Source organism: Paenibacillus sp. S-12 (assembly GCF_030363895.1).
Taxonomy (GTDB): domain Bacteria; phylum Bacillota; class Bacilli; order Paenibacillales; family Paenibacillaceae; genus Paenibacillus_B; species Paenibacillus_B alvei.
In genome coordinates, this window is the sequence record NZ_JASIUF010000004.1 from 88,922 (window position 1) to 108,935 (window position 20,014).

Consider the following 20,014-nt stretch of genomic DNA (forward strand, 5'->3'; position numbering starts at 1 on the left):
ATCATGTTGGGTGGCTTTACGAAAGATTTAGGAATTGACTTGGGAACTGCAAATACATTGGTCTATGTACGCGGAAAAGGTGTCGTTGTGCGTGAACCGTCTGTGGTAGCAATCCGCACAGATTCGAAGACGATCGAGGCGGTAGGTGAAGCCGCGAAAAATATGATTGGACGTACACCGGGGAATATCCGTGCAATCCGTCCAATGAAAGACGGAGTCATTGCAGACTTTGACACAACTGCGACAATGATAAAATATTTCATTCGGCAAGCTCAGAAGCAGCGTTCGCTGTTCCCGCGCCATCCGAACGTAATGGTATGCGTGCCTTCCGGCATCACGGCCGTAGAACAGCGTGCGGTTGAAGACGCTACGAAGCAAGCGGGAGCTAGAGAAGCTTATACGATTGAAGAGCCGTTTGCGGCCGCTATCGGTGCTGATCTGCCTGTATGGGAACCGACAGGAAGCATGGTTGTTGATATTGGTGGCGGTACGACTGAGGTAGCTGTTATTTCCCTCGGGGGTATTGTGACATGCCGTTCCGTTCGCGTTGCAGGCGATGAAATGGACGAAGCAATTATTCAATTCATTAAGCGCCAATACAATTTGATGATTGGTGAGCGTACGGCAGAACAGTTGAAGATGGATATCGGTTCTGCTATGGGACTTGATGAAGAAGAAAAGATGGAAATTCGCGGCCGCGACTTGTTGACAGGTCTTCCGAAGCCACTAACGATTTCCTCGAACGAAATTACAGATGCATTGGCAGATACAGTGAGCTCAATTGTGGAAGCTGTTAAGGTAACGTTGGAGAAATGTCCTCCTGAATTGGCAGCTGATATTATGGATCGCGGTATTGTTCTGACTGGCGGCGGCGCCTTGCTCCGCAATCTAGACAAGCTGTTGGCTCGTGAAACTGGAATGCCGGTCATCGTGGCAGAGAACCCGCTAGATTGCGTAGCGATTGGTACTGGACGCGCGCTTGACAATATTCATTTGTTCAAGGGACGCAGCAGTTCAGCACTTCGTTCCAAACGATAAGAATACGCCCATGAGGTAGTCTGATACCCGCGTCGATTCGTTCCACCGACGCGGGCATTGTTATCGCTAAGGGTTGCTGCCAAGCTTCATGCTGGCATGATGCTTGCGGGAACGACTGGATGATGGCAAGCGGGCATCATGAGCAACCTCTTTTCTGAGGGAACGAGTACCTCTTTACGATGAGAAGGTGTTAATTCTGTTTAAGCTTTTGGGGAACAAACGTTTATTTTTGATGTTGTTCGGCCTTATTTTATTTATTGCGTTGATGGGGTTTACGTTAGGCGGACGACTGAATCTTACATGGCCAGAGAAGTTTGTACATGACACCGTAACCTTTGTGCAGCAAATTTTCTATCGGCCAGCTTCTTATGTATCGAATTTCGTGAGAGATATTGGCAATCTGAAAGACCTGCATGAAGAAAACGTGCAGTTGAAGACGATGCTCGCACAATATACACGGGATAAAGCTTACTACAATTCGATTGCAGCGGAAAATAAACGGCTTCAGGACGATCTGAACTTTACAGAGCGGCAGAAGCAAATGAATTTGCCTTACAAGTACCGCATTGCACAGGTGACGTCGATTAATGTAGCGGATCCGTTCAACCAGACGCTGAACTTGAACCTTGGTTCAAAAAATGGTGTGCGTCAAGGGATGCCTGTCATTTCGACGGAAGGTGTAGTGGGGATTGTGAGCCGTGTATTCGAATTCTCCTCAACTGTTCAGCTGCTGACGAATATGGATGAGAAGGATCCGAATTCACCTGCGATTTCGGCTACTGTGCTCGGCAAGGAAAACAAGTCTTTCGGCATAATTGAGTCTTATGATCATAGTAGCGGTACGTTCTTAATGACACGTATTCAAGAGGATGATGAACTGGAGGAGGGGGATACAATTGTATCGTCTGGCCTTGGAGGTTCATTCCCGAAAGGTCTCGTTCTTGGGCAAGTTGTATCACGGCAAGTAGGGGATATTGGGTTAACGCATTCCGCAACTGTTAAGCCTGCTGCAACTTATCGCGACTGGCGTGAGCTGTTCATTGTCATCACACCAGATATGAATGAGACTGGGAAAGAGGCGCAGCAATGAATCGAAACTGGATGATCGTATTCATGTTCATTCTCTTCCTGATGGAAGGATCGCTGCTGCCTGTATTAATTCCAGATGCATGGCAAGGACGGATTGTGCCGCAGTTGGTATTCATCGTAATCCTGTATCATGCCGTATATCATCATCGGCATGCTGCATTGATGATGGGATTGGGATTCGGGTTTCTGCAGGATATTGTATATTATGGACATATGCTGGGCCCGCATACATTTAGCATGGGGCTGCTCGGATATTTGACGGGATTGCTTTTTGCGTCCCGCCACACAGCCATGATTTCGATGATGATCATTTCAGTATTCGGCACCTTTGCCTATCAGACGATGCTATATGCGGCCTACCGGCTGTTTGGCTTGCATGGAATGACGTTCGAATATGCAATATTCGATTTTATGATTCCGAGCCTGATTGTGCAGCTTATATTTTCGTTGGCCATATATGTTCCGATGCGAAGATGGTTCGACCATTTATCTGGGAAGAAATCTACCGAAGATGAACAGGGGTGATAGCCGTCTTGGAATTGTTTCCAGACGGCTTGTGCCTTTTTATGATCCTGTATCAGAAATTGTATGTTGAATACGTAATACATGTGCTTGTAACAAAGCAACTCTCATAAAACAAAGCCCGTTCGAAGAAACAGACAATTATGAGGGAATTTCTTATGTTTCAACACGGTATTGCAGGAACTTTCCTCTTCCATCTCGAAAAAGATAAAATTGGGGAGGGACCTTTCATGACGGCCAAGCCACTGGTAACGATTAAAGGCACGAAGGACGGCCTAGTGTTCCTGCTTGACGATAAGTGTGAATTTACAGTCTTGTTGGGTGAATTGCGCGACAAGCTTGAACATACACCGCATTTTTTCGACGGGCCAATTGTTTATGTCGATGTCAAGTTAGGAGCCCGTGCTGTGACAGACGAGCAGAAGACAGAAGTGCTGGGCGTGCTGCGGCAGCAAGGGAATTTACTCGTACGTTCGATTGAATCTATTGTGGATAAGAAGGCGGAGCAGAAGGGGTATCATATCGAAACGAGAACCGGTATGGTACGTTCCGGACAGGTGCTGCGTCACGAAGGAAATTTATTGTTTTTAGGGGATGTCAACCCTAGCGGAATAATTGTATGCACAGGCGATGTATTTGTCCTGGGGGCACTGCGTGGAACGGTTCATGCAGGAGTAGAAGGAGAACTTTCCGCTGTCATCGCGGCCTCGTTATTTGCACCGACGCAATTGCGCATAGGTGAAATCATTAGCAGACCGCCGGATGAATGGGGGGTTACTCAATCGCATATGGAGTTTGCTTATGTGCATGACAATGTCATGCAAATTGATAAAATCTCGCAGCTTCATCGCGTTCGCAAGGACATCAATATGTTCAAAGGAGTGTAGGAGGATGGGAGAGGCAATCGTCGTCACTTCGGGCAAAGGCGGCGTCGGTAAGACGACGACATCCGCGAATATTGGTACCGCGCTTGCTTTGCTCGGCAAAAAGGTGTGTATGATCGATACAGATATCGGTCTTCGCAACCTAGACGTCGTGATGGGGCTTGAAAATCGTATCATCTATGATATTTGCGATGTTGCGGATGGCCGTTGCCGCTTGAATCAAGCGCTTGTCAAGGACAAGCGGTTTGATGAATTGTATATGCTGCCTGCAGCACAGACAAAGGACAAGCTGGCAGTGTCGCCAGAGCAGGTTAAGGATATCGTTCTGGAGTTAAAAAAGGACTTCGAATATATTATCATTGACTGTCCGGCAGGTATTGAGCAAGGGTTTAAAAATGCAATTGCCGGCGCAGATCATGCTATCGTCGTTACGACACCTGAGAATGCAGCAGTTCGTGATGCTGATCGAATTATTGGGCTTCTGGAGAATTCCGAAGTCTCCTCGCCGAAGCTGATTGTAAACCGGGTTCGTGCCAATATGATGAAGAAGGATGGCGGAATGCTCGAGTTGGACGATATTTTGCAAGTGCTCAATATCGATCTGCTCGGCGTGGTTCCTGATGATGAATTGGTTATTAAAGCCGCTAACTCTGGGGAGCCTACGGTCATGAATCCGGATGCTCCTGCTGCTGTGGCTTATCGCAATATCGCGCGCCGCATCCTAGGGGATACAGTGCCGCTTATGCCGCTTGAGCAGAAGAAGGGCGTGCTGAACCGCGTGAAGAAGTTTTTTGGAATGGGATGATTAATCAGTGCTGAACAAGCTGAAACGAATTGATTGGATAATAGTCAGTATTTTGCTCGTGTTTTCAATATTCAGCCCACTGGTCATCTTGAGTGCAACGCATGGAGATGCGACGTTTAGTGATACCTCCATGATGATGAAAACGATCATATTTTATGTGATCGGCTTCATCCTTATGTTTGCTGTAGCACTGTTCGATTATCGGCTGTTATTAAAAAGCTGGCCCATTTCGATGGGAATCACAATCGTGCTTCTCGTAGGCGTGTTTTTCTTTGGGGCGAATATAAACGGTGCTGTTGGCTGGTATAAGCTCCCCGGAGGGCAGACCTTCCAGCCTGCTGAGCTTGCGAAAATTACGCTCATCTTCGCGCTCGCGCAATTGCTAGGGAGAAGGGACGGAGATCCGCTAACGTTTACGAAGGATTTGCTTCCAATCGGACTTATAACGCTACTTCCATTTGGACTGGTTGTTATTCAGCCTGACCTCGGTAACGCCATTATATATATCGTTATTCTAATTGGGATGCTGTGGATCGGAGCTGTTAAATACCGGCATGTTCTTGTGGCCCTCATTTGTGTGGCTGTCTTAGGGGGAGCAGTGTATGCTTCGTTTACGACCTTCAACAAAGAAGTGAAGGATTTCTTCGTCTACAAGCTCGAGAAGAAACATTGGTATGAACGGATTAATACGTTTATTAACCCAGACGATGCAACGGATGATGCGAAGCATCAGTCCAACTATGCGATGATTGCCATCGGCTCTGGCGGCCTAAGCGGCGACGGGTATTTGAAGGGCGAGCTGAAGCAGCGCAGCTTCATACCCTATACGTACTCGGATGCTATATTCGTCGTAATTGGCGAAGAATTCGGTTTCCAGGGCTCAGCCCTACTGCTGCTGTTATACTTTCTGATGATTTACAGGATGATTCTCATTGCCTTCCAGTGCTATGACCTGCGGGGATCCTACATGATTATCGGTATCGTGTCGATGTTCGTGTTCCAAATTTTCGAGAATATAGGGATGATGATTGGCTTGATGCCAATTACCGGGATTACATTGCCATTCATCAGTTATGGCGGTACATCGCTCCTCTTAAATATGATTTGTATTGGACTGGTCATGAGCATACACATCTATCAGGAAAAATATCAAATAGAGCCTTAATTAGGTCTGGCTTGAGCCAAGGTCTTACTATACACAGATTGCAGCTGCGGCGGCAGCATGTCCATAACGGACGTGCTGCCGCTTTTTCGTACAACCGCTTGTTCTCTAGTTCGCTGTTCATATATGCTGCGGGCTTGTCATACATATGGGATAAGCACCTCATTAAGTCGGTTAAAACTTGCATACTTGCTGATGAATTGGGTTAAGAAGGGATGAGACAAGCATGAAAGAGGACATTCGACGTCGAAGACAGGAGCGAATCCGAGACATTCTAATTGCTGAAGAAGTAAAACGCAAGTCGCATGCGGTGGAAGATGTGGATGGAATATCGTCTCCGCCTGCCTTTGTTCACCCTGAAGTGGTGTTGAGCTATCCCTCCGCAACGGTTGACAATAAAAACATAGAACAGCTCGAGGACTACGAATCGAGCCGGATGTCTCAATATGACCCTGAGCAGCAGTGGAAGCTGAACCGAACACAATGGAATGAGCGTTATGGATGGGAGGAACCTCCTTCAAGGGGAGGCAGTGTGTGGCGTTCTTGGCGTTCCAGACTTCTTGTATCTATTCTGTTGTTCGCTGCTGCTTACGGAATTACATCCTTCCCGGCTGAGTGGAATGCACCAATACGGGCCTGGATACAATCGTCTCTCCATGACGAAATGGATATGCGGCCGATTGCGGCCTGGTATGAACGAACCTTTGCTGGAACACCTGTATTCATCCCTTTGTTTCCACAAGATAAGGAATCTACGAAGACTGTACAGGCCGCTCATTCCTATCCGCCTCCGATTAAGGGGCAGATTGTGCAACCTTTTGCTATGAATTTAAGGAGCGTCGCTATTGAACCTGATGATTCTAATGGTACAGCGATCGAAGTTCAGAATATCGCTACTGGTAAAATTGAACAAGTAACAACAGATGAGAAGAACGGCATCACGGTAGTCGTTCAGCATGCTGATGGTCTAGTGTCGGTATATGGTGGACTTTCATCCAGCTCGGTTCAAGTAGATGACTGGCTTGAGTCTGGTGCGACCATAGGCACGATTCAGGGCAATGGAAAGTCTGCAGGGATAGGCACTAATCCCGTGCTTACCTTTGCCATGCAGCAGCGCGGAGTATATATTGACCCGACGGATGTGATACGACTTGATTAAATGGGGTGGAACCACCTATTCGCTTCATCCATTATTCATCATTCTCATGGCTGCAGCTGCTGTTACAGGTTATATGTACGAACTGCTTACCTTATTTGCAATTGTTTTTATTCATGAATTAGGACATGTTGCTTGCGCCAAAGCATTTGGCTGGAGCATCACTGAGGTTAAGCTGCTTCCATTCGGGGGGATGGCAGAGACCGAGGATGGGGCCCTGTCTCCTGCATGGCAAGAGTGGGTAGTAGCGATAGCTGGCCCCGTGCAGAACGGACTCATGATACTCATTGCGTTGTATTTGAAAACGATGGGGTGGTGCAGCCCGGAATGGGCAGATGGATTTATTCAGGCGAATGCTTTTATTGGATTGTTCAATTTGCTGCCGATCCTCCCGCTTGATGGCGGCAGAATGATGCAAGCTGCGTACTCACTATGGATGAGTTACCATCGAACACTGTTGATTGGTGCCCGGATCAGTCTTGGCTGTAGTGTGATCATGTTGTTATACAGCATGTATCCGTTACTGACAGGCGGCAAGCTGAATCTTAATCTCATGATGATGGCGTTATTTTTGATTTGGACCAACTGGGAGGAGCATCGAAATATCCCTTTTCGCTTCGTACGCTTCCTTATGCATCGCCCAACAAGATTGCGAGAGTGGGAACGGGCGGTGACATTAGGGCGCCCGATTGTAACAGAAGGCGGACGCTCGTTATCACGAATTGTGCGTCTGTTCCGAAGAGATGATTATCATTTTATATACGTAGTAGGCGATGAAGGGCGAATTGTACGGATAATGCCAGAGCAGCAGCTAATCGATGCTTTTTTTGAAGAGCCGCCGCCTCGCAATAGTATAAAGGAGTGAACCAAGGTGTGCGGTTTTGGCTTAGTTTACTGCTTTACCAAGCTTATAGAATTAAATTGAGGATCGAAAAAGATTTTTTCTGGTCTGTTCCATAAACCGGCATGTTCACCGTATCCTGCTTCATGTTACAATGGATGATGACGCGCTGTAGTAGAGGTGATACCATGAATCAGATGATTGTTCACTGTGAGGAACAGGTGACGCAGATGGCGTTGCTTGAACATGGTCGGCTCGTCGAATTTGCAGTCGAACGTGCAACTGGCACAACGCTGGTCGGCAGTTTATATAAGGGGAGAGTAGTGAATGTGCTTCCTGGAATGCAGGCTGCGTTCGTGGACATCGGACAGAAGAAGAATGCATTTTTATATGTCGATGATTGTTTGCATCCTCATTTGGAGAAACAACCTAAGCAAAAACCGCCGATAACAAGCCTGCTGCGTGTCGGACAGGAGCTTATCGTGCAAGTAATGAAGGATCCGTTAGGCAGCAAAGGCGCTCGTGTTACGACGCACTATTCGCTGCCTGGCAGATATTCGGTGTTTATGCCATATGCTGATTATATCGGTGTATCTAAGAAAATTGAGCAAGAATCGGAACGCAGTCGTTTGAAACAGCTTGCTGACCAGCTTCGCCAAGACGAAGAGGGAATGATCATTCGTACCGTTGCTCAAGGCGAATCAACTGAGACGCTCGAGGGGGATATTGAATCACTTCGCAAGCTGTGGGGGGATATCGGTATACGTGCCAAGGAGGCTCAGGCTCCCACTTTGCTGCACCGTGACTTAAGCATGGTGGAACGGCTTGTTCGTGATGCATTCTCGCGCGAGGTTGATCAGCTGCTCATTGATGATGTCCGCCAATTGAAAAAGGTTCAGTCGTTTGTTCGTTCGTTTGCCCCTGATTTGGAAAATCGAATTCACGTATATAAGGACAGCGAGCCGCTATTTACTCGTTACCGGGTTAAAGATCAACTGGACAAGGCCTTTCAGCGCAAGACATGGCTGCAAAGCGGAGGGTATCTTGTATGGGATCAAACGGAAGCGCTGACTGTTATTGATGTGAACACGGGAAAATATACGGGAACAAGCGATTTGGAAGAAACCGTATTTTTAACGAATCTGGAGGCGGCGGAAGAGATTGCGCGTCTTATTCGTCTTCGCGATATCGGCGGCATTATCATTGTTGATTTCATCGATATGGAAACGGAAGAACATCGAGTACGTGTTGTAGAACGATTAGAGACGATGATGCGGAAGGATCGCACTAAGTGTCTGGTTGTTGGCTGGACGAAGCTTGGTCTGATGGAACTGACACGAAAAAAAGTTCGTGCACAGGTTATGCATCAATTGTTCCACACTTGTCCCGAGTGCGAGGGGAGCGGGGTAGTTCCCTCTTCTCTTTCCGAACGGGGAACGGAATTTATACGTTGATTTTTATGACGAACTATGCTAAGATCTACGGGTATGTGTAAAGTCTAGTGCTGCACATGCTGTAACCGCTCCAGACAGGTATAAGAGTGAAGCCATGCTTTACCACCTGATTTAGGCGAGTCTGAGACATGAGGAGGTGCAACACAATGTACGCAATTATCGAAACAGGTGGCAAGCAGTACAAAGTTCAAGCAGGTGATGTATTGTACATCGAGAAGCTGAACGCTGCTGAAGGCGAAAGCGTGACATTTGACCGTGTATTGGCAGTATCCAAGGACAACGGTTTGGTCACAGGTACTCCGGTAGTATCCGGTGCTACTGTTACGGCGAAAGTTGAAAAGCATGGAAAAGGCGCGAAAATTGTCGTGTACAAGTACAAAGCGAAAAAGAACTACCGTCGTAAGCAAGGTCATCGTCAACCATATACAAAAGTGACGATTGAGAACATTCAGGCGTAAGAGGGTGCCATATGATTCGCATTACTATACGGCGCAAGCCGGATCGTTCAATCGAGAGTTTCTCCATTGAAGGACATGCGAATTATGCTCGCCACGGAGAGGATATCGTATGTGCGGGAGTCTCTTCGGTATCGGTGGGCGTGGTGAACGCCATTGAAGCATTGACAGGCATTGAGCTTGATTGCGAGATGAAGGATGGCTTTTTGAGCGGACGTGTTCCGCACATTGGACAGCCTGATATCGAAGCTAAGGTTCAATTGCTGTTGGAGTCGATGATCGTCAGTTTGTACACGATCGAAACTTCATACGATTCGTATCTTCAAATAGAAGACAATTAAGTGAGCAAGGAGGTAGACTATAATGTTGAAACTGAACCTTCAGTTGTTCGCATCCAAAAAAGGGGTAGGTTCCACAAAGAACGGCCGTGACAGTATCGGTCGCCGTCTTGGTGTGAAGCGCTCCGACGGTCAAGTAGTTACTGCTGGCAGCATTTTGGTGCGTCAACGTGGTACGAAAATTCACCCAGGTAACAACGTGGGCATCGGTAAGGACGACACTCTGTTCGCAAAAGTGGACGGCGTTGTTAAGTTCGAACGTTGGGGCCGCGATCGCAAAAAAGCGAGCGTCTACCCGGTTGAAGCTGCACCAGTTGCAGCAGCTGTGGAGAACTAAGACGACTGAAAACCCTCGGCTTGAGCCGAGGGTTTTTTTAATGATAAGAGTGACGAGATTCCTCAGTCATACAAAGAGCTTTCCTTGTAATTATGGCAGCTCGTTCAAAACTGTAGTTACACAGCTGAGGGCTGTCTCGTTAGAGGTTGCGCCTCAGTATTTCCTTTTTAACCTGCTTACGATTTCCCGCATATTACCGCACTTCAAGCGGTCCGCATGCTTTCTAAATTCTATTGAGATTTGGAATGATTTATGTAAATCCTTTAATTCTTAGTATGATTTTGTTTGGACGCGATTTCAGGCACATGATATACTGAAATTCGGGGAGTTTGTACATAACTGGAAATGTGTGAGTATCGGGGAGCGAAGGGATGAATAGGACAAGCTTATGGATCGGCTGTTGTTTTGCTGTCGCTGCAGTTAGCGCAACAGCGATCATTGGTTGCAATATGCACATCGGATGGCGTATTGGACTCACATTCGTTATGGCTGCCAGTATTGGCGCAGCATTTTGGCTGTTCTCGCGACAACTGAAGCGACGAAGTGAAGAAATGCTTCAAGACGCCCAATTATCCGCAATTCAATTAATGAATCATCAGCGTCATGATTGGATGAATGACTTGCAGCTTCTGTATGGATATGTTCGTTTGAAAAAATACGATAAATTACCGGACTGCGTGGAAACAATAAAGGAAAGAATGGCGGAGGAAAGCCGTATTGCCAAGCTTGGTCTTCCGGAACTTATTATGTTTTTAATGCAGCACCGTACCTCTGGAGGTACGATGCCGCTTAAGGTAATAATTCCAGAGCCGCTTGAACTCGACCGATTGAACCTGACGGTGGATGCCGTCCGCTTGACGAATATGATTGTGGAGTCAGTTCACACGTTCCGCTTCGCATCCAAGGAGCAGGGGGATGCTTATTGTCCGCTGCAGCTTGCGATATGGTGTGAACCGAACCAACTTAACATTCAATATCAATTAGAGGGTAAACTGCTTCGGCCGGGCGAAGTGGCCGAGAAGCTGAGACGAATTGCGATGGAACGCGGCGTGCGGCTGGAGCAGTTGTCGGCGAATCAACATGATGGGCAGGATGCCTACCATATAGTCGTGCCATGCAGTGCATAATGAGGTGACAGCATGTTTGTAGATAAGACGAGGATTTATGTAAAAGGCGGCGACGGAGGCGATGGAATCGTCTCGTACCGCAGGGAAAAATATGTGCCAATGGGTGGACCCGCTGGCGGTGACGGAGGAAATGGCGGCGACGTTATTTTCCGTGTTGATGAAGGGTTGCGTACGCTTGTAGATTTCCGTTATCAGAAGCATTTTAAGGCTGACCGTGGTGAGAAGGGCCGGAATAAGAGCCGGCATGGGGCGAATGCCGAGGATATGATTGTCCGCGTTCCGCCTGGAACAGTAGTCATCGATGACGATACGAAGGAAGTTATTGCAGACCTGACACGTCAAGGGCAAGAAGTTGTTATCGCGAAGGGCGGTCGAGGAGGCCGGGGTAACATTCGTTTTGCGACAGCAAATAATCCTGCGCCAGAGCTTGCTGAACGTGGAGAAGAAGGACAAGAGCGCTGGGTTATTCTTGAGCTGAAGGTTATGGCTGATGTAGGCTTAGTCGGATTCCCGAGTGTTGGCAAGTCGACGCTCCTTTCCGTTGTGTCTTCGGCACAGCCGAAGATTGGCGCGTATCATTTTACGACAATTACACCGAACTTAGGGATGGTCGATGTTGGAGAAGGACGCAGTTTCGTAATGGCCGATCTTCCAGGATTGATCGAAGGTGCTCATACGGGGATTGGACTAGGTCATGAATTCCTTCGTCACGTTGAGCGTACCCGTATCATTATCCATGTCGTTGATATGGCTGGCACTGAGGGGCGAGAGCCATTTGACGACTGGGTGAAGATAAACGAGGAATTGAAGCTGTACAACGAGAAGTTGGCCGAGCGACCTCAAATCATTGCAGCCAATAAAATGGATATGCCCGAAGCGGAAGAGAACTTGGCAATATTCCGTGAGAAAGTTCGTGAGATGACGGGAAGCGATATCGAAATTATGCCAATCTCTTCACTTACACGCCAAGGGATTCAAGAGCTGCTTTATAAAGCAATGGATATGCTTGAAGCTTTGCCTGAGGCGCCTGAAGTAGAAGAAGTTGCAGAGGTTGAAGAACGTAAAATTTACCGCTTTGAGAAAACGAAACACGATTCAGAATTTACAATTCGTCGCGAGAACGATACATTTGTTGTCGAAAGCGAAGCGGTTGAAAATATGCTGAAGCGTATGCAAATGAACTCGCATGATGCTATTTTGCGTTTTGCACGTACGCTTCGCCATATGGGAATCGACGAAGCGCTGCGGAAGCGCGGCGCAACGGATGGAACGATTGTGCGCATTGCTGACTTTGAGTTTGAATTTGTCGAAGGCAGCAGCTACTATTGATTGCCTACTGTATCAACGATGGAACGCCAGATCCTATATTGGGTCTGGCGTTTTTTATTTGTGCCATATTCTTGATCAAATGGAATGTTTGCTCGACGAAGCAAGATTCGTTAGAAGCGATATATCGGCCGCGTCCAGCAGAAGATCGATGCCGCGTGTACTGTCTTCGATGGAGGCGGGTTTCGTGGCTGCCGGGATCGGCAAGAGATTAGGAGAGAGAGCAAGCAGCCAAGCAATTACGATTTGATAAGGACTTACTGAATATTTGTGGGCAAGTTCAGTCAATATAGGATCAGATTGCAAATGGCTGGAACGTTCGGATCCACCGAATGGGCTGTAAGCAATAAAGGATATGTTGTGCTGCTCACACCATCGAAGCACATCATCTGAATGTCTGTCATATAGATGGAGTCTGTTCTGGATGCACGAAATTGTAGTCATATTAAGCGCTTGTTGGCACTGAACGACAGAGACGTTGGACAAGCCCAAATGAAGAATTTTTCCTTCATTTTGCAGCCGGATTAATTCACCTACTGATTCCTCGAACGGGACATCAGGATCTGGGGCATGCAGGATATACATAGGATGGTATTCTCGCTGTAAGGTGCGCAGGCTGTGTTCGCATGCTGCTCGAAGTGAGTGGGGCTTGCCGTCACAAATCCATGTACCGTTCGGACGAGCCAAGCCCCCTTTCGTTATAATCAGATAATCATCACTCGAATAGCCGGACAGCGCTTCTTGCAGCAAGTGCTCATTGTGACCGAGATCGTGTTCATCGAGGCAGTATGTATTTGCCGTGTCAAATAGCGAAATACCGCTTTCGAATGCAGCTTGAATGACAGCAATTGCTTGTGACCTGTCAGGTCTGCCGGAGACGGATAAGGGAGCGCATCCCAGACCTAGTTTAGATACCTTCGTATTAGAATTGCCAAGCCATGTTTGTATCATGAAAAATTCTACCTCCCAAAAAATCGTTGGATGCAGCAGGCAAGCGCTTATTTTCACTGATTGTAAGGTGATACTGTAATGCGAGAGAAAGGTTTCGTGTTTTATCAGCGAGATTTTATTTTTAGAAAAAAACTAGGAAAACGATAGGGATAATCATGTATAATGTATTCAACTTTTTAGAACAGCAAGTTGCATGAATAAGCGATTTTTATAGATAGCCTATTGCCAACCTATGTACATATCCGCTATAATGTCCTCTATAAATAAACAAAAGTCTTTATACGGAGGACTTGATCATGGCAGAGCGATATTACTTGGTGAGAGAAGACATATTGCCAGAGGCGGTAGTGAAGACGGTAAGAGCAAAGCAATTGCTCGCAACAGGTGAAGTAAAGACGGTTCATGAGGCTGCTGAGCGAGTTGATTTGAGCCGGAGTGCTTTCTACAAATATAAAGACGGCATCTTCCCGCTTAATCAACTGGAGCGCGAACGGATTGTAACCATTTCTATGGATTTGGATCATCGTTCTGGCATTTTGTCCAAGGTGCTTGGTTCCGTCGCCTCATTTGAAGGAAACGTACTTACGATTAATCAGACGATTCCACTGCAAGGAATAGCCAATGTAGTGATTTCAGTAGAAACATCACTGATTGCAGAGCCGTTCGGTAACATGCTGGATGCGCTTCGTGATATTCCTGGTGTGAAGCGTGTGACAATCATCGGACAAGGATAAGTGTACTTGCTTAATTTACATCGGTATTCGTTATCACTACATGAAGATACAGACAGTTGCTGGGAGAAGGGGAGGAACCGGTTTATGAAGCCAATTAAAGTTGGATTGCTAGGTTTAGGGACGGTAGGAACTGGTGTTGTACGTATTGTGGAGGGGCATCAAGAAGATTTGTCCAGCCAAGTAGGATCTCCGATTGTAATTGAGAAGGTACTCGTGAACAACATTCATAAGGAACGCAGTATTAGCATTCCTGAGTATAAATTAACCGAACATGCTGAAGACATTATTAATAACCCTGATATCGATATCGTGATCGAGGTCATGGGCGGTCTTGAGCCGACGAAGCAGTATATCATGGATGCGCTGGATCGCGGCAAGCATGTGGTGACGGCAAATAAAGACTTGATGGCACTTCATGGTCGAGAGATTATGGCAAAGGCAAAAGCCAACCATTGTGATGTGCTGTACGAAGCGAGTGTGGCTGGCGGCATTCCGATTATTCGTACGCTGATGGAGAGCTTTTCATCCGATCGCATTAAGAAGATTATGGGGATCGTTAACGGAACAACGAACTATATTTTGACGAAAATGAGCAAGGAGGGTGCTGGGTACAAGGAAGTGTTGGAGGAAGCCCAGCAACTTGGATACGCAGAAGCCGATCCAACTTCTGATGTAGAGGGGCTGGATGCTGCACGTAAGATGGCTATATTAGCGACACTTGGATTCCATGCAGACGTAGCCTTAGAGGATGTTGAAGTCTGCGGCATCTCGCAAATTAAGAAAGAAGATATCTTATTTGCGAAGCGGCTTGGCTATGAGATGAAGCTGCTCGGCATTGCAGAGCGTCAGGACGATCAGATCAGCGTTGTTGTTCAGCCTACCATGATCAGCAGTGCACATCCACTCGCTTCGGTCAATGGTGTGTTCAATGCAGTTTACGTATACGGTGAGGCTGTAGGGGAAACGATGTTCTATGGTCCGGGTGCAGGTGAGATGCCTACTGCAACTTCAGTGGTGTCGGACTTGGCTGCTGTAATCAAGAATATGAAGCTCGGCGTGAATGGTCTGCGGGCGTTGACTCCTTATAGGGAAAAGAAATTAAAGACGGACGATCAGATTTCCTATAAAAACTTTATTCTTCTTCATGTCGAAGATAAGGCTGGGGTGCTTGCACAGATTACGCAAGTGTTTGCAGAATACGATGTCAGTCTTGACTCGGTGGTTCAGCAGCCGAATCCACATCATCCAGATGCTGAAATTATTATTATTACGCATCAAGCTAGCCAAGCCAGTATGAAGAAGGTATTTAAACATTTTGAAGAACTGGACGTTATTAAATCCATCAAGAGCGCATATCGGGTAGAAGGTTAATTCTTCACTTTGGCAGCAGAAAAGGGGTTATTTCGATGAGATACATGGGACTATTGGAATCATACAAATCATATTTGCCGATCAACGACAATACGCCGAAGCTAACGCTGCATGAGGGCAATACGCCGCTGATTCGCGCGGATCGTCTATCCGAAGAGCTTGGTTTGGATTTGTACTTTAAATATGAAGGGCTAAATCCTACTGGATCGTTCAAGGATCGCGGCATGGTAATGGCTGTAGCGAAGGCGGTTGAAGAGGGAAGCCGTACCATTATGTGTGCGTCTACAGGCAATACTTCCGCTGCGGCTGCTGCTTATGCAGCTCGTGCAGGTTTGAATTGCATCGTTCTTATTCCGAATAATAACATTGCACTTGGCAAGCTTGCGCAAGCGATGATCTACGGTGCCAAAATTATCGCCATTGAGGGTAACTTCGACCGTGCGCTTGAAATTGTAAGAGAAATTACGGCAAAGCATCCAATAACACTCGTGAACTCGGTAAATCCATATCGAATCGAGGGTCAAAAAACAGCGGCCTTCGAGGTGTGCGATCAATTGGGGAAAGCGCCAGACGTACTTGCGATCCCTGTTGGCAATGCCGGTAATATATCAGCTTACTGGAAAGGCTTCAAGGAGTACCATGCTGCGGGCAAGACGAGTTCCTTGCCGCGAATGGTTGGGTTCGAAGCAGAAGGAGCTATGGCAATCGTGAAAGGCGAGCCGATTGCGAATCCGGAAACCATTGCTACGGCCATCCGTATTGGCAATCCGGCGAGTTGGAAGACAGCAGTGGAAGCTGCGGAACAATCGAACGGTCAAATTAATTACGTAACCGACGAGCAAATTCTCGAAGCTTATCAATTGATGGCCGCGAAGGAAGGCGTATTTGCTGAACCTGGTTCTGCAGCGTCGCTAGCAGGCGTGCTTAAGCTTCATAAGGAAGGATACTTCAAGGGTGGTGAAACGGTAGTGAGTGTGCTCACAGGGCACGGCTTGAAGGATCCGAATATCGCAATTAAGACGGTAGCCAAGGAACCGCTTGTTGTCCAAGATACCGAAGAGGCAGTTATGGAAGCTATTGCGAAGCTGGAGCGTGAACAATAATGTGGCGGGAAGAAGGCGTGCTCGTGCGTGTACCGGCGAGCACTGCAAATTTAGGTCCAGGGTTCGATACGCTTGGCATGGCCCTTAAGCTGCATCTATGGATTGCAATGAAGCCGGCTGATCATACTGTCATCAGATTGCATGGCTCTAATTTGAACGGGATTCCGACAGATAGGAGCAATTTAATTTATCGCCTTGCACAATCTGTATTTGCCGAAGCGGGTGTTGAGCAGTGTCCGATTGAAATGGATGTATACAGTGAAATCCCATTAACGAGAGGTCTCGGGAGCAGCGCCACAGCTATCGTTGGCGGTTTGGTTGCCGCTAATAAGCTCATTGGTGAACCGCTCGATCTTGATCGTTTGTATGACATGGCGACAGCAATTGAGCAGCATCCGGACAATGTTGGTGCATCTCTTGTGGGCGGGGTTGTAGTAGCTGCATGGGATGGCAAGCATACGACATATGTACGTGTTGAGCCGGACTTCCATCTATCTACGGTGGTCGCTATTCCACAATTTCAGCTTGCAACGAAGCAAGCTCGTGGCGTACTGCCTACTCAAGTAGATGTAGCAAGTGCCGTATTTAATATTAGCCGTTCCTCGCTGCTAGTTGCTGCTCTCAGCAATGGAAGATTTGATGTACTGTCTGAGGCGATGAAAGATTGCCTGCATCAGCCTTATCGTGCACAGCTAATACCGGGCATGACTTATATTTTAGAACATGCTGTTCAGTATGGTGCGCTTGGAGCCGCACTAAGTGGCGCCGGCCCGACATTGCTTGCCATGATTGACAAACGCCGTAATAGCCGTGAGTTGATTATGTTTATGAAGGATACATTTGCGGAACATCGCATTGAAGCTGTAGTGAAGGAATTAGAGCCAAGCCGGGAAGGTGCGGTATGCATCGGTTCATGGGGCGATATGGCATCGATTTTATCCGCACACATGCGTGAATAGCCGATAAAGGAGTTAGCGTACATGGCACGAATTGCATTATTGCCGGAAGGCTCAGTTTCTCATGAGGCCGCTTTGCACCTAGCTGGAAAAGACCATCAATTTGTACACTACAAGCTGATTTCGGATGTATTCCTTTCTACAGCGCGTGGCGACTCAGATTATAGTGTTATACCGATTGAGAATACAATTGAAGGCTCGGTCAATCTCCATATGGACTGGATTGTTCACGAGGTAGATTTGCCGTTTCAAGCGGAATGGGTGTATCCGTCTATTCAAAATCTTGTAGGCCGCCAAAAAGAAGTGCAGGGGGACTGGAGCAATATTCAAAAAATAATGTCTCATCCAGTGGCGATGGCTCAATGCATGCAGTATATCCGTACGTATTTGCCGCATGCCGAGCTGGAACATGTGAGCAGCACGGCTGAAGCGATTAGAATTGTGAAGCAAAATCCTGACCGCGGCTGGGCAGCCATTGGAACTACAATCGGTGCGCAAACCCATGGATTGGATATATTGGCACCGAAGGTGACGGATCACCAAAATAATTTTACACGTTTTGTGCTCATTGGGAAGAAGCCGCTTCAATTACCTCCTTCCGCAGCACAGAAGACGACGATTTTGGTTACGCTGCCTGAGGATTTTCCGGGGGCGCTTCATCAGGTGCTTTCTGCATTTGCATGGCGACGAATTAACTTGTCGCGTATTGAATCCCGGCCAACAAAGAGAAAGCTAGGCAGCTATTATTTCTATATCGATGTTGAAATGGCCTTAGACACAGTCTTGCTTCCTGCTGCAATTGAAGAAATCGAAGCAATTGGCTGTCAAGTGCGTATCCTTGGTACTTATCCAAGTTACTCGTACGAGTTTTCGTTAGCAGATTAGAGTTGTTGTCCTCCCTATTATAGGGAGGATTTTTTAGTTTTTATTGTATATTAGGATGTCAAACGCCTATTTGCTGCATAGGATATAATAGTTGATTACGGGCGTATGTCCGATTGGAGTAGGATGACGAACGTGTGGGAGGTTGCATGGAGTGAAAATACACATTGTTAAGAAAGGCGACACGCTTTATGCGCTGGCGAAAAAATACGGAATAACATTAGAAAAACTAATTTCCATGAATAGTCAGATTGCAAACCCGAATGAATTGGATGTAGGCATGAAAATCAAAGTTCCCTCTACTCCGGTTCCTTCTAGCGGGCATGAGATTGTACACAAGCATGTAGTAAAGGAAGGGGATACCCTGTGGAAGCTGTCCAAGGCATGGGGAATACCTCTTCAAACAATGATTGATGCGAATCCACAGCTCAAAAATCCGAATGTGCTGGTAATCGGTCAAGTTGTGAACATTCCGAAAGTGCAAGCAGACGGAAATGTTCCAGCACCTAATGAGAATGTGCCACCGCCTTCTAAAGAAGAACTGACCAAGCCAAAATCCGAAAATACCAAGCCAAAGGAAGAGATAACGAAGCCGAAATCGGAAGTTACTAAGCCAAAGGAAGAAGTAAATAAACCGAATGCTGAGGTAAAGCCGAAGGAAGAAGTAAATAAACCAAATGCTGAGGTAAAGCCGAAGGAAGAAGTAAATAAACCGAATGCTGAGATAAAGCCGAAGGAAGAAGTAAATAAACCGAATGCTAAGATAAAGCCGAAAGAGGAAGTAAATAAACCGAATGCTGAGATAAAGCCGAAGGAAGAAGTAACAAAGCCGAATGCTGAGATAAAACCGAAAGAGGAAGTAAAAAAACCAAAAGTTGAAATTGTCCAACCGAAAGTAGAGACGGAGAAACCAAAGAGTACAACGGAATTTATGTATGAAATGGAAAAGGTAAATATAGTTAGTCCACAAAATGTGCCATGGGTAGGGAATGAACAGTTGCACTATAATCAGCCGATGAACTATCCGTCGAGCTTCAATCAGCCTATGGGGAATCAATCTTTTCAGAATCTGCCCAATATCCAACATCCTTTTGCAGCCCCGGCTCCATCATGCCCGCCAAACTATGAGATTCCTGTTCCAGTTCTTCCGCAATATGTTTCCCCGATCCCTTATGAGTCTTGTGGCTGTAATCAAATAAATAGTAATTGGTATCCATCCTATATCGAGCCAAATGTAACACCAAATATCCATCCGCATATACATCCTAACATCCATCCAAATGTAGAACCAAACATCCATCCGTATATACATCCTAACATCCATCCAAATGTAGAACCAAACATCCATCCGCATATACAGCCTAATGTACATCCAAATATAGAACCAAACATTCATCCGTATATCCATCCTAACATCCATCCAAATGTAGAACCAAACATCCATCCGCATATACAGCCTAATGTACATCCAAATATAGAACCA

At 46.7% G+C, this 20,014-nt stretch carries 21 protein-coding genes and 1 other annotated feature; of the genes, 20 read left to right on the top strand and 1 reads right to left on the bottom strand.

The window, feature by feature from the left end; genetic code table 11:
* Positions 1–3: 3 nt before the first annotated feature.
* The 14 genes from NO352_RS02675 (at position 4) to obgE (ending at position 12,537) form a co-directional block, all read left to right on the top strand.
* Positions 4–1,038 carry a rod shape-determining protein gene (locus NO352_RS02675; protein ID WP_005547368.1) on the top strand — a complete coding sequence of 345 codons (1,035 nt, stop codon included), beginning with the start codon at positions 4–6 and terminating at the stop codon, positions 1,036–1,038.
* A 187-nt stretch (positions 1,039–1,225) separates the two neighbouring features.
* Positions 1,226–2,128, top strand: a complete 903-nt coding sequence (gene mreC / locus NO352_RS02680; protein ID WP_040735979.1) for a rod shape-determining protein MreC — start codon at positions 1,226–1,228, stop codon at positions 2,126–2,128.
* Positions 2,125–2,652 carry a rod shape-determining protein MreD gene (gene mreD, locus NO352_RS02685; RefSeq protein ID WP_005547373.1) on the top strand — a complete coding sequence of 176 codons (528 nt, stop codon included), beginning with the start codon at positions 2,125–2,127 and terminating at the stop codon, positions 2,650–2,652. Before mreC ends, mreD begins: the two co-directional genes overlap by 4 nt.
* A gap of 227 nt (positions 2,653–2,879) precedes the next feature.
* Entirely contained in the window at positions 2,880–3,536 is a 657-nt protein-coding gene (gene minC, locus NO352_RS02690) for a septum site-determining protein MinC (RefSeq protein ID WP_040736033.1), read from the top strand.
* 4 nt (positions 3,537–3,540) lie between these two features.
* Positions 3,541–4,338 (top strand): septum site-determining protein MinD, encoded by a 798-nt coding sequence (gene minD / locus NO352_RS02695; RefSeq protein ID WP_005547377.1) that lies wholly within the window; start codon positions 3,541–3,543, stop codon positions 4,336–4,338.
* 7 nt (positions 4,339–4,345) lie between these two features.
* Positions 4,346–5,503, top strand: coding sequence for an FtsW/RodA/SpoVE family cell cycle protein (locus tag NO352_RS02700; protein WP_005547378.1), 1,158 nt, complete (start codon positions 4,346–4,348; stop codon positions 5,501–5,503).
* Between the two features lie 223 nt (positions 5,504–5,726).
* On the top strand, positions 5,727–6,659 hold the full coding sequence (locus NO352_RS02705) for a M23 family metallopeptidase (RefSeq protein WP_289354864.1): 933 nt from the start codon (positions 5,727–5,729) through the stop codon (positions 6,657–6,659).
* Positions 6,652–7,521 carry a site-2 protease family protein gene (locus NO352_RS02710; RefSeq protein WP_005547382.1) on the top strand — a complete coding sequence of 290 codons (870 nt, stop codon included), beginning with the start codon at positions 6,652–6,654 and terminating at the stop codon, positions 7,519–7,521. Before NO352_RS02705 ends, NO352_RS02710 begins: the two co-directional genes overlap by 8 nt.
* A 164-nt stretch (positions 7,522–7,685) precedes the next feature.
* Positions 7,686–8,951 carry an Rne/Rng family ribonuclease gene (locus NO352_RS02715; RefSeq protein WP_268599230.1) on the top strand — a complete coding sequence of 422 codons (1,266 nt, stop codon included), beginning with the start codon at positions 7,686–7,688 and terminating at the stop codon, positions 8,949–8,951.
* 53 nt (positions 8,952–9,004) lie between these two features.
* Positions 9,005–9,084 (top strand) — a sequence feature (ribosomal protein L21 leader region).
* Positions 9,085–9,097: 13 nt separating this feature from the next.
* Positions 9,098–9,409: a 50S ribosomal protein L21 gene (gene rplU, locus NO352_RS02720; RefSeq protein WP_005547385.1), complete on the top strand. Its 312-nt coding sequence runs from the start codon at positions 9,098–9,100 to the stop codon at positions 9,407–9,409.
* Positions 9,410–9,420: 11 nt separating this feature from the next.
* Positions 9,421–9,747 carry a ribosomal-processing cysteine protease Prp gene (locus tag NO352_RS02725; protein WP_005547386.1) on the top strand — a complete coding sequence of 109 codons (327 nt, stop codon included), beginning with the start codon at positions 9,421–9,423 and terminating at the stop codon, positions 9,745–9,747.
* Between the two features lie 22 nt (positions 9,748–9,769).
* Positions 9,770–10,081 (top strand): 50S ribosomal protein L27, encoded by a 312-nt coding sequence (rpmA, locus tag NO352_RS02730; RefSeq protein WP_005547387.1) that lies wholly within the window; start codon positions 9,770–9,772, stop codon positions 10,079–10,081.
* Between the two features lie 371 nt (positions 10,082–10,452).
* On the top strand, positions 10,453–11,208 hold the full coding sequence (locus tag NO352_RS02735; protein ID WP_005547388.1) for a Spo0B domain-containing protein: 756 nt from the start codon (positions 10,453–10,455) through the stop codon (positions 11,206–11,208).
* A 12-nt stretch (positions 11,209–11,220) separates the two neighbouring features.
* On the top strand, positions 11,221–12,537 hold the full coding sequence (gene obgE, locus NO352_RS02740; RefSeq protein ID WP_005547389.1) for a GTPase ObgE: 1,317 nt from the start codon (positions 11,221–11,223) through the stop codon (positions 12,535–12,537).
* A 75-nt stretch (positions 12,538–12,612) separates the two neighbouring features.
* Here the strand turns inward: obgE and NO352_RS02745 are convergent, their stop codons facing one another.
* The gene (locus tag NO352_RS02745) at positions 12,613–13,485 is read right to left on the bottom strand and encodes an aldo/keto reductase (RefSeq protein WP_289354865.1); all 873 of its coding nucleotides are present in this window, start codon (positions 13,483–13,485) and stop codon (positions 12,613–12,615) included.
* A gap of 296 nt (positions 13,486–13,781) precedes the next feature.
* Between NO352_RS02745 and NO352_RS02750 the strand changes: the two genes are divergently transcribed.
* The 6 genes from NO352_RS02750 to NO352_RS02775 form a co-directional block, all read left to right on the top strand.
* Complete coding sequence (locus tag NO352_RS02750) at positions 13,782–14,219, top strand: ACT domain-containing protein (RefSeq protein ID WP_005547391.1); 438 nt, start codon at positions 13,782–13,784, stop codon at positions 14,217–14,219.
* Positions 14,220–14,303: 84 nt separating this feature from the next.
* Positions 14,304–15,590, top strand: a complete 1,287-nt coding sequence (locus tag NO352_RS02755) for a homoserine dehydrogenase (protein ID WP_005547392.1) — start codon at positions 14,304–14,306, stop codon at positions 15,588–15,590.
* 35 nt (positions 15,591–15,625) lie between these two features.
* Positions 15,626–16,693, top strand: a complete 1,068-nt coding sequence (gene thrC, locus NO352_RS02760) for a threonine synthase (RefSeq protein WP_289354866.1) — start codon at positions 15,626–15,628, stop codon at positions 16,691–16,693.
* Positions 16,693–17,652, top strand: a complete 960-nt coding sequence (gene thrB / locus NO352_RS02765) for a homoserine kinase (protein WP_289354867.1) — start codon at positions 16,693–16,695, stop codon at positions 17,650–17,652. Before thrC ends, thrB begins: the two co-directional genes overlap by 1 nt.
* A gap of 21 nt (positions 17,653–17,673) precedes the next feature.
* A complete protein-coding gene (gene pheA / locus NO352_RS02770) occupies positions 17,674–18,534 on the top strand; it encodes a prephenate dehydratase (protein WP_005547397.1) in 861 nt (286 codons plus the stop codon).
* 151 nt (positions 18,535–18,685) lie between these two features.
* A partial coding sequence (locus NO352_RS02775) for a LysM peptidoglycan-binding domain-containing protein (protein ID WP_289354868.1) occupies positions 18,686–20,014 on the top strand: 1,329 nt, incomplete at its 3' end.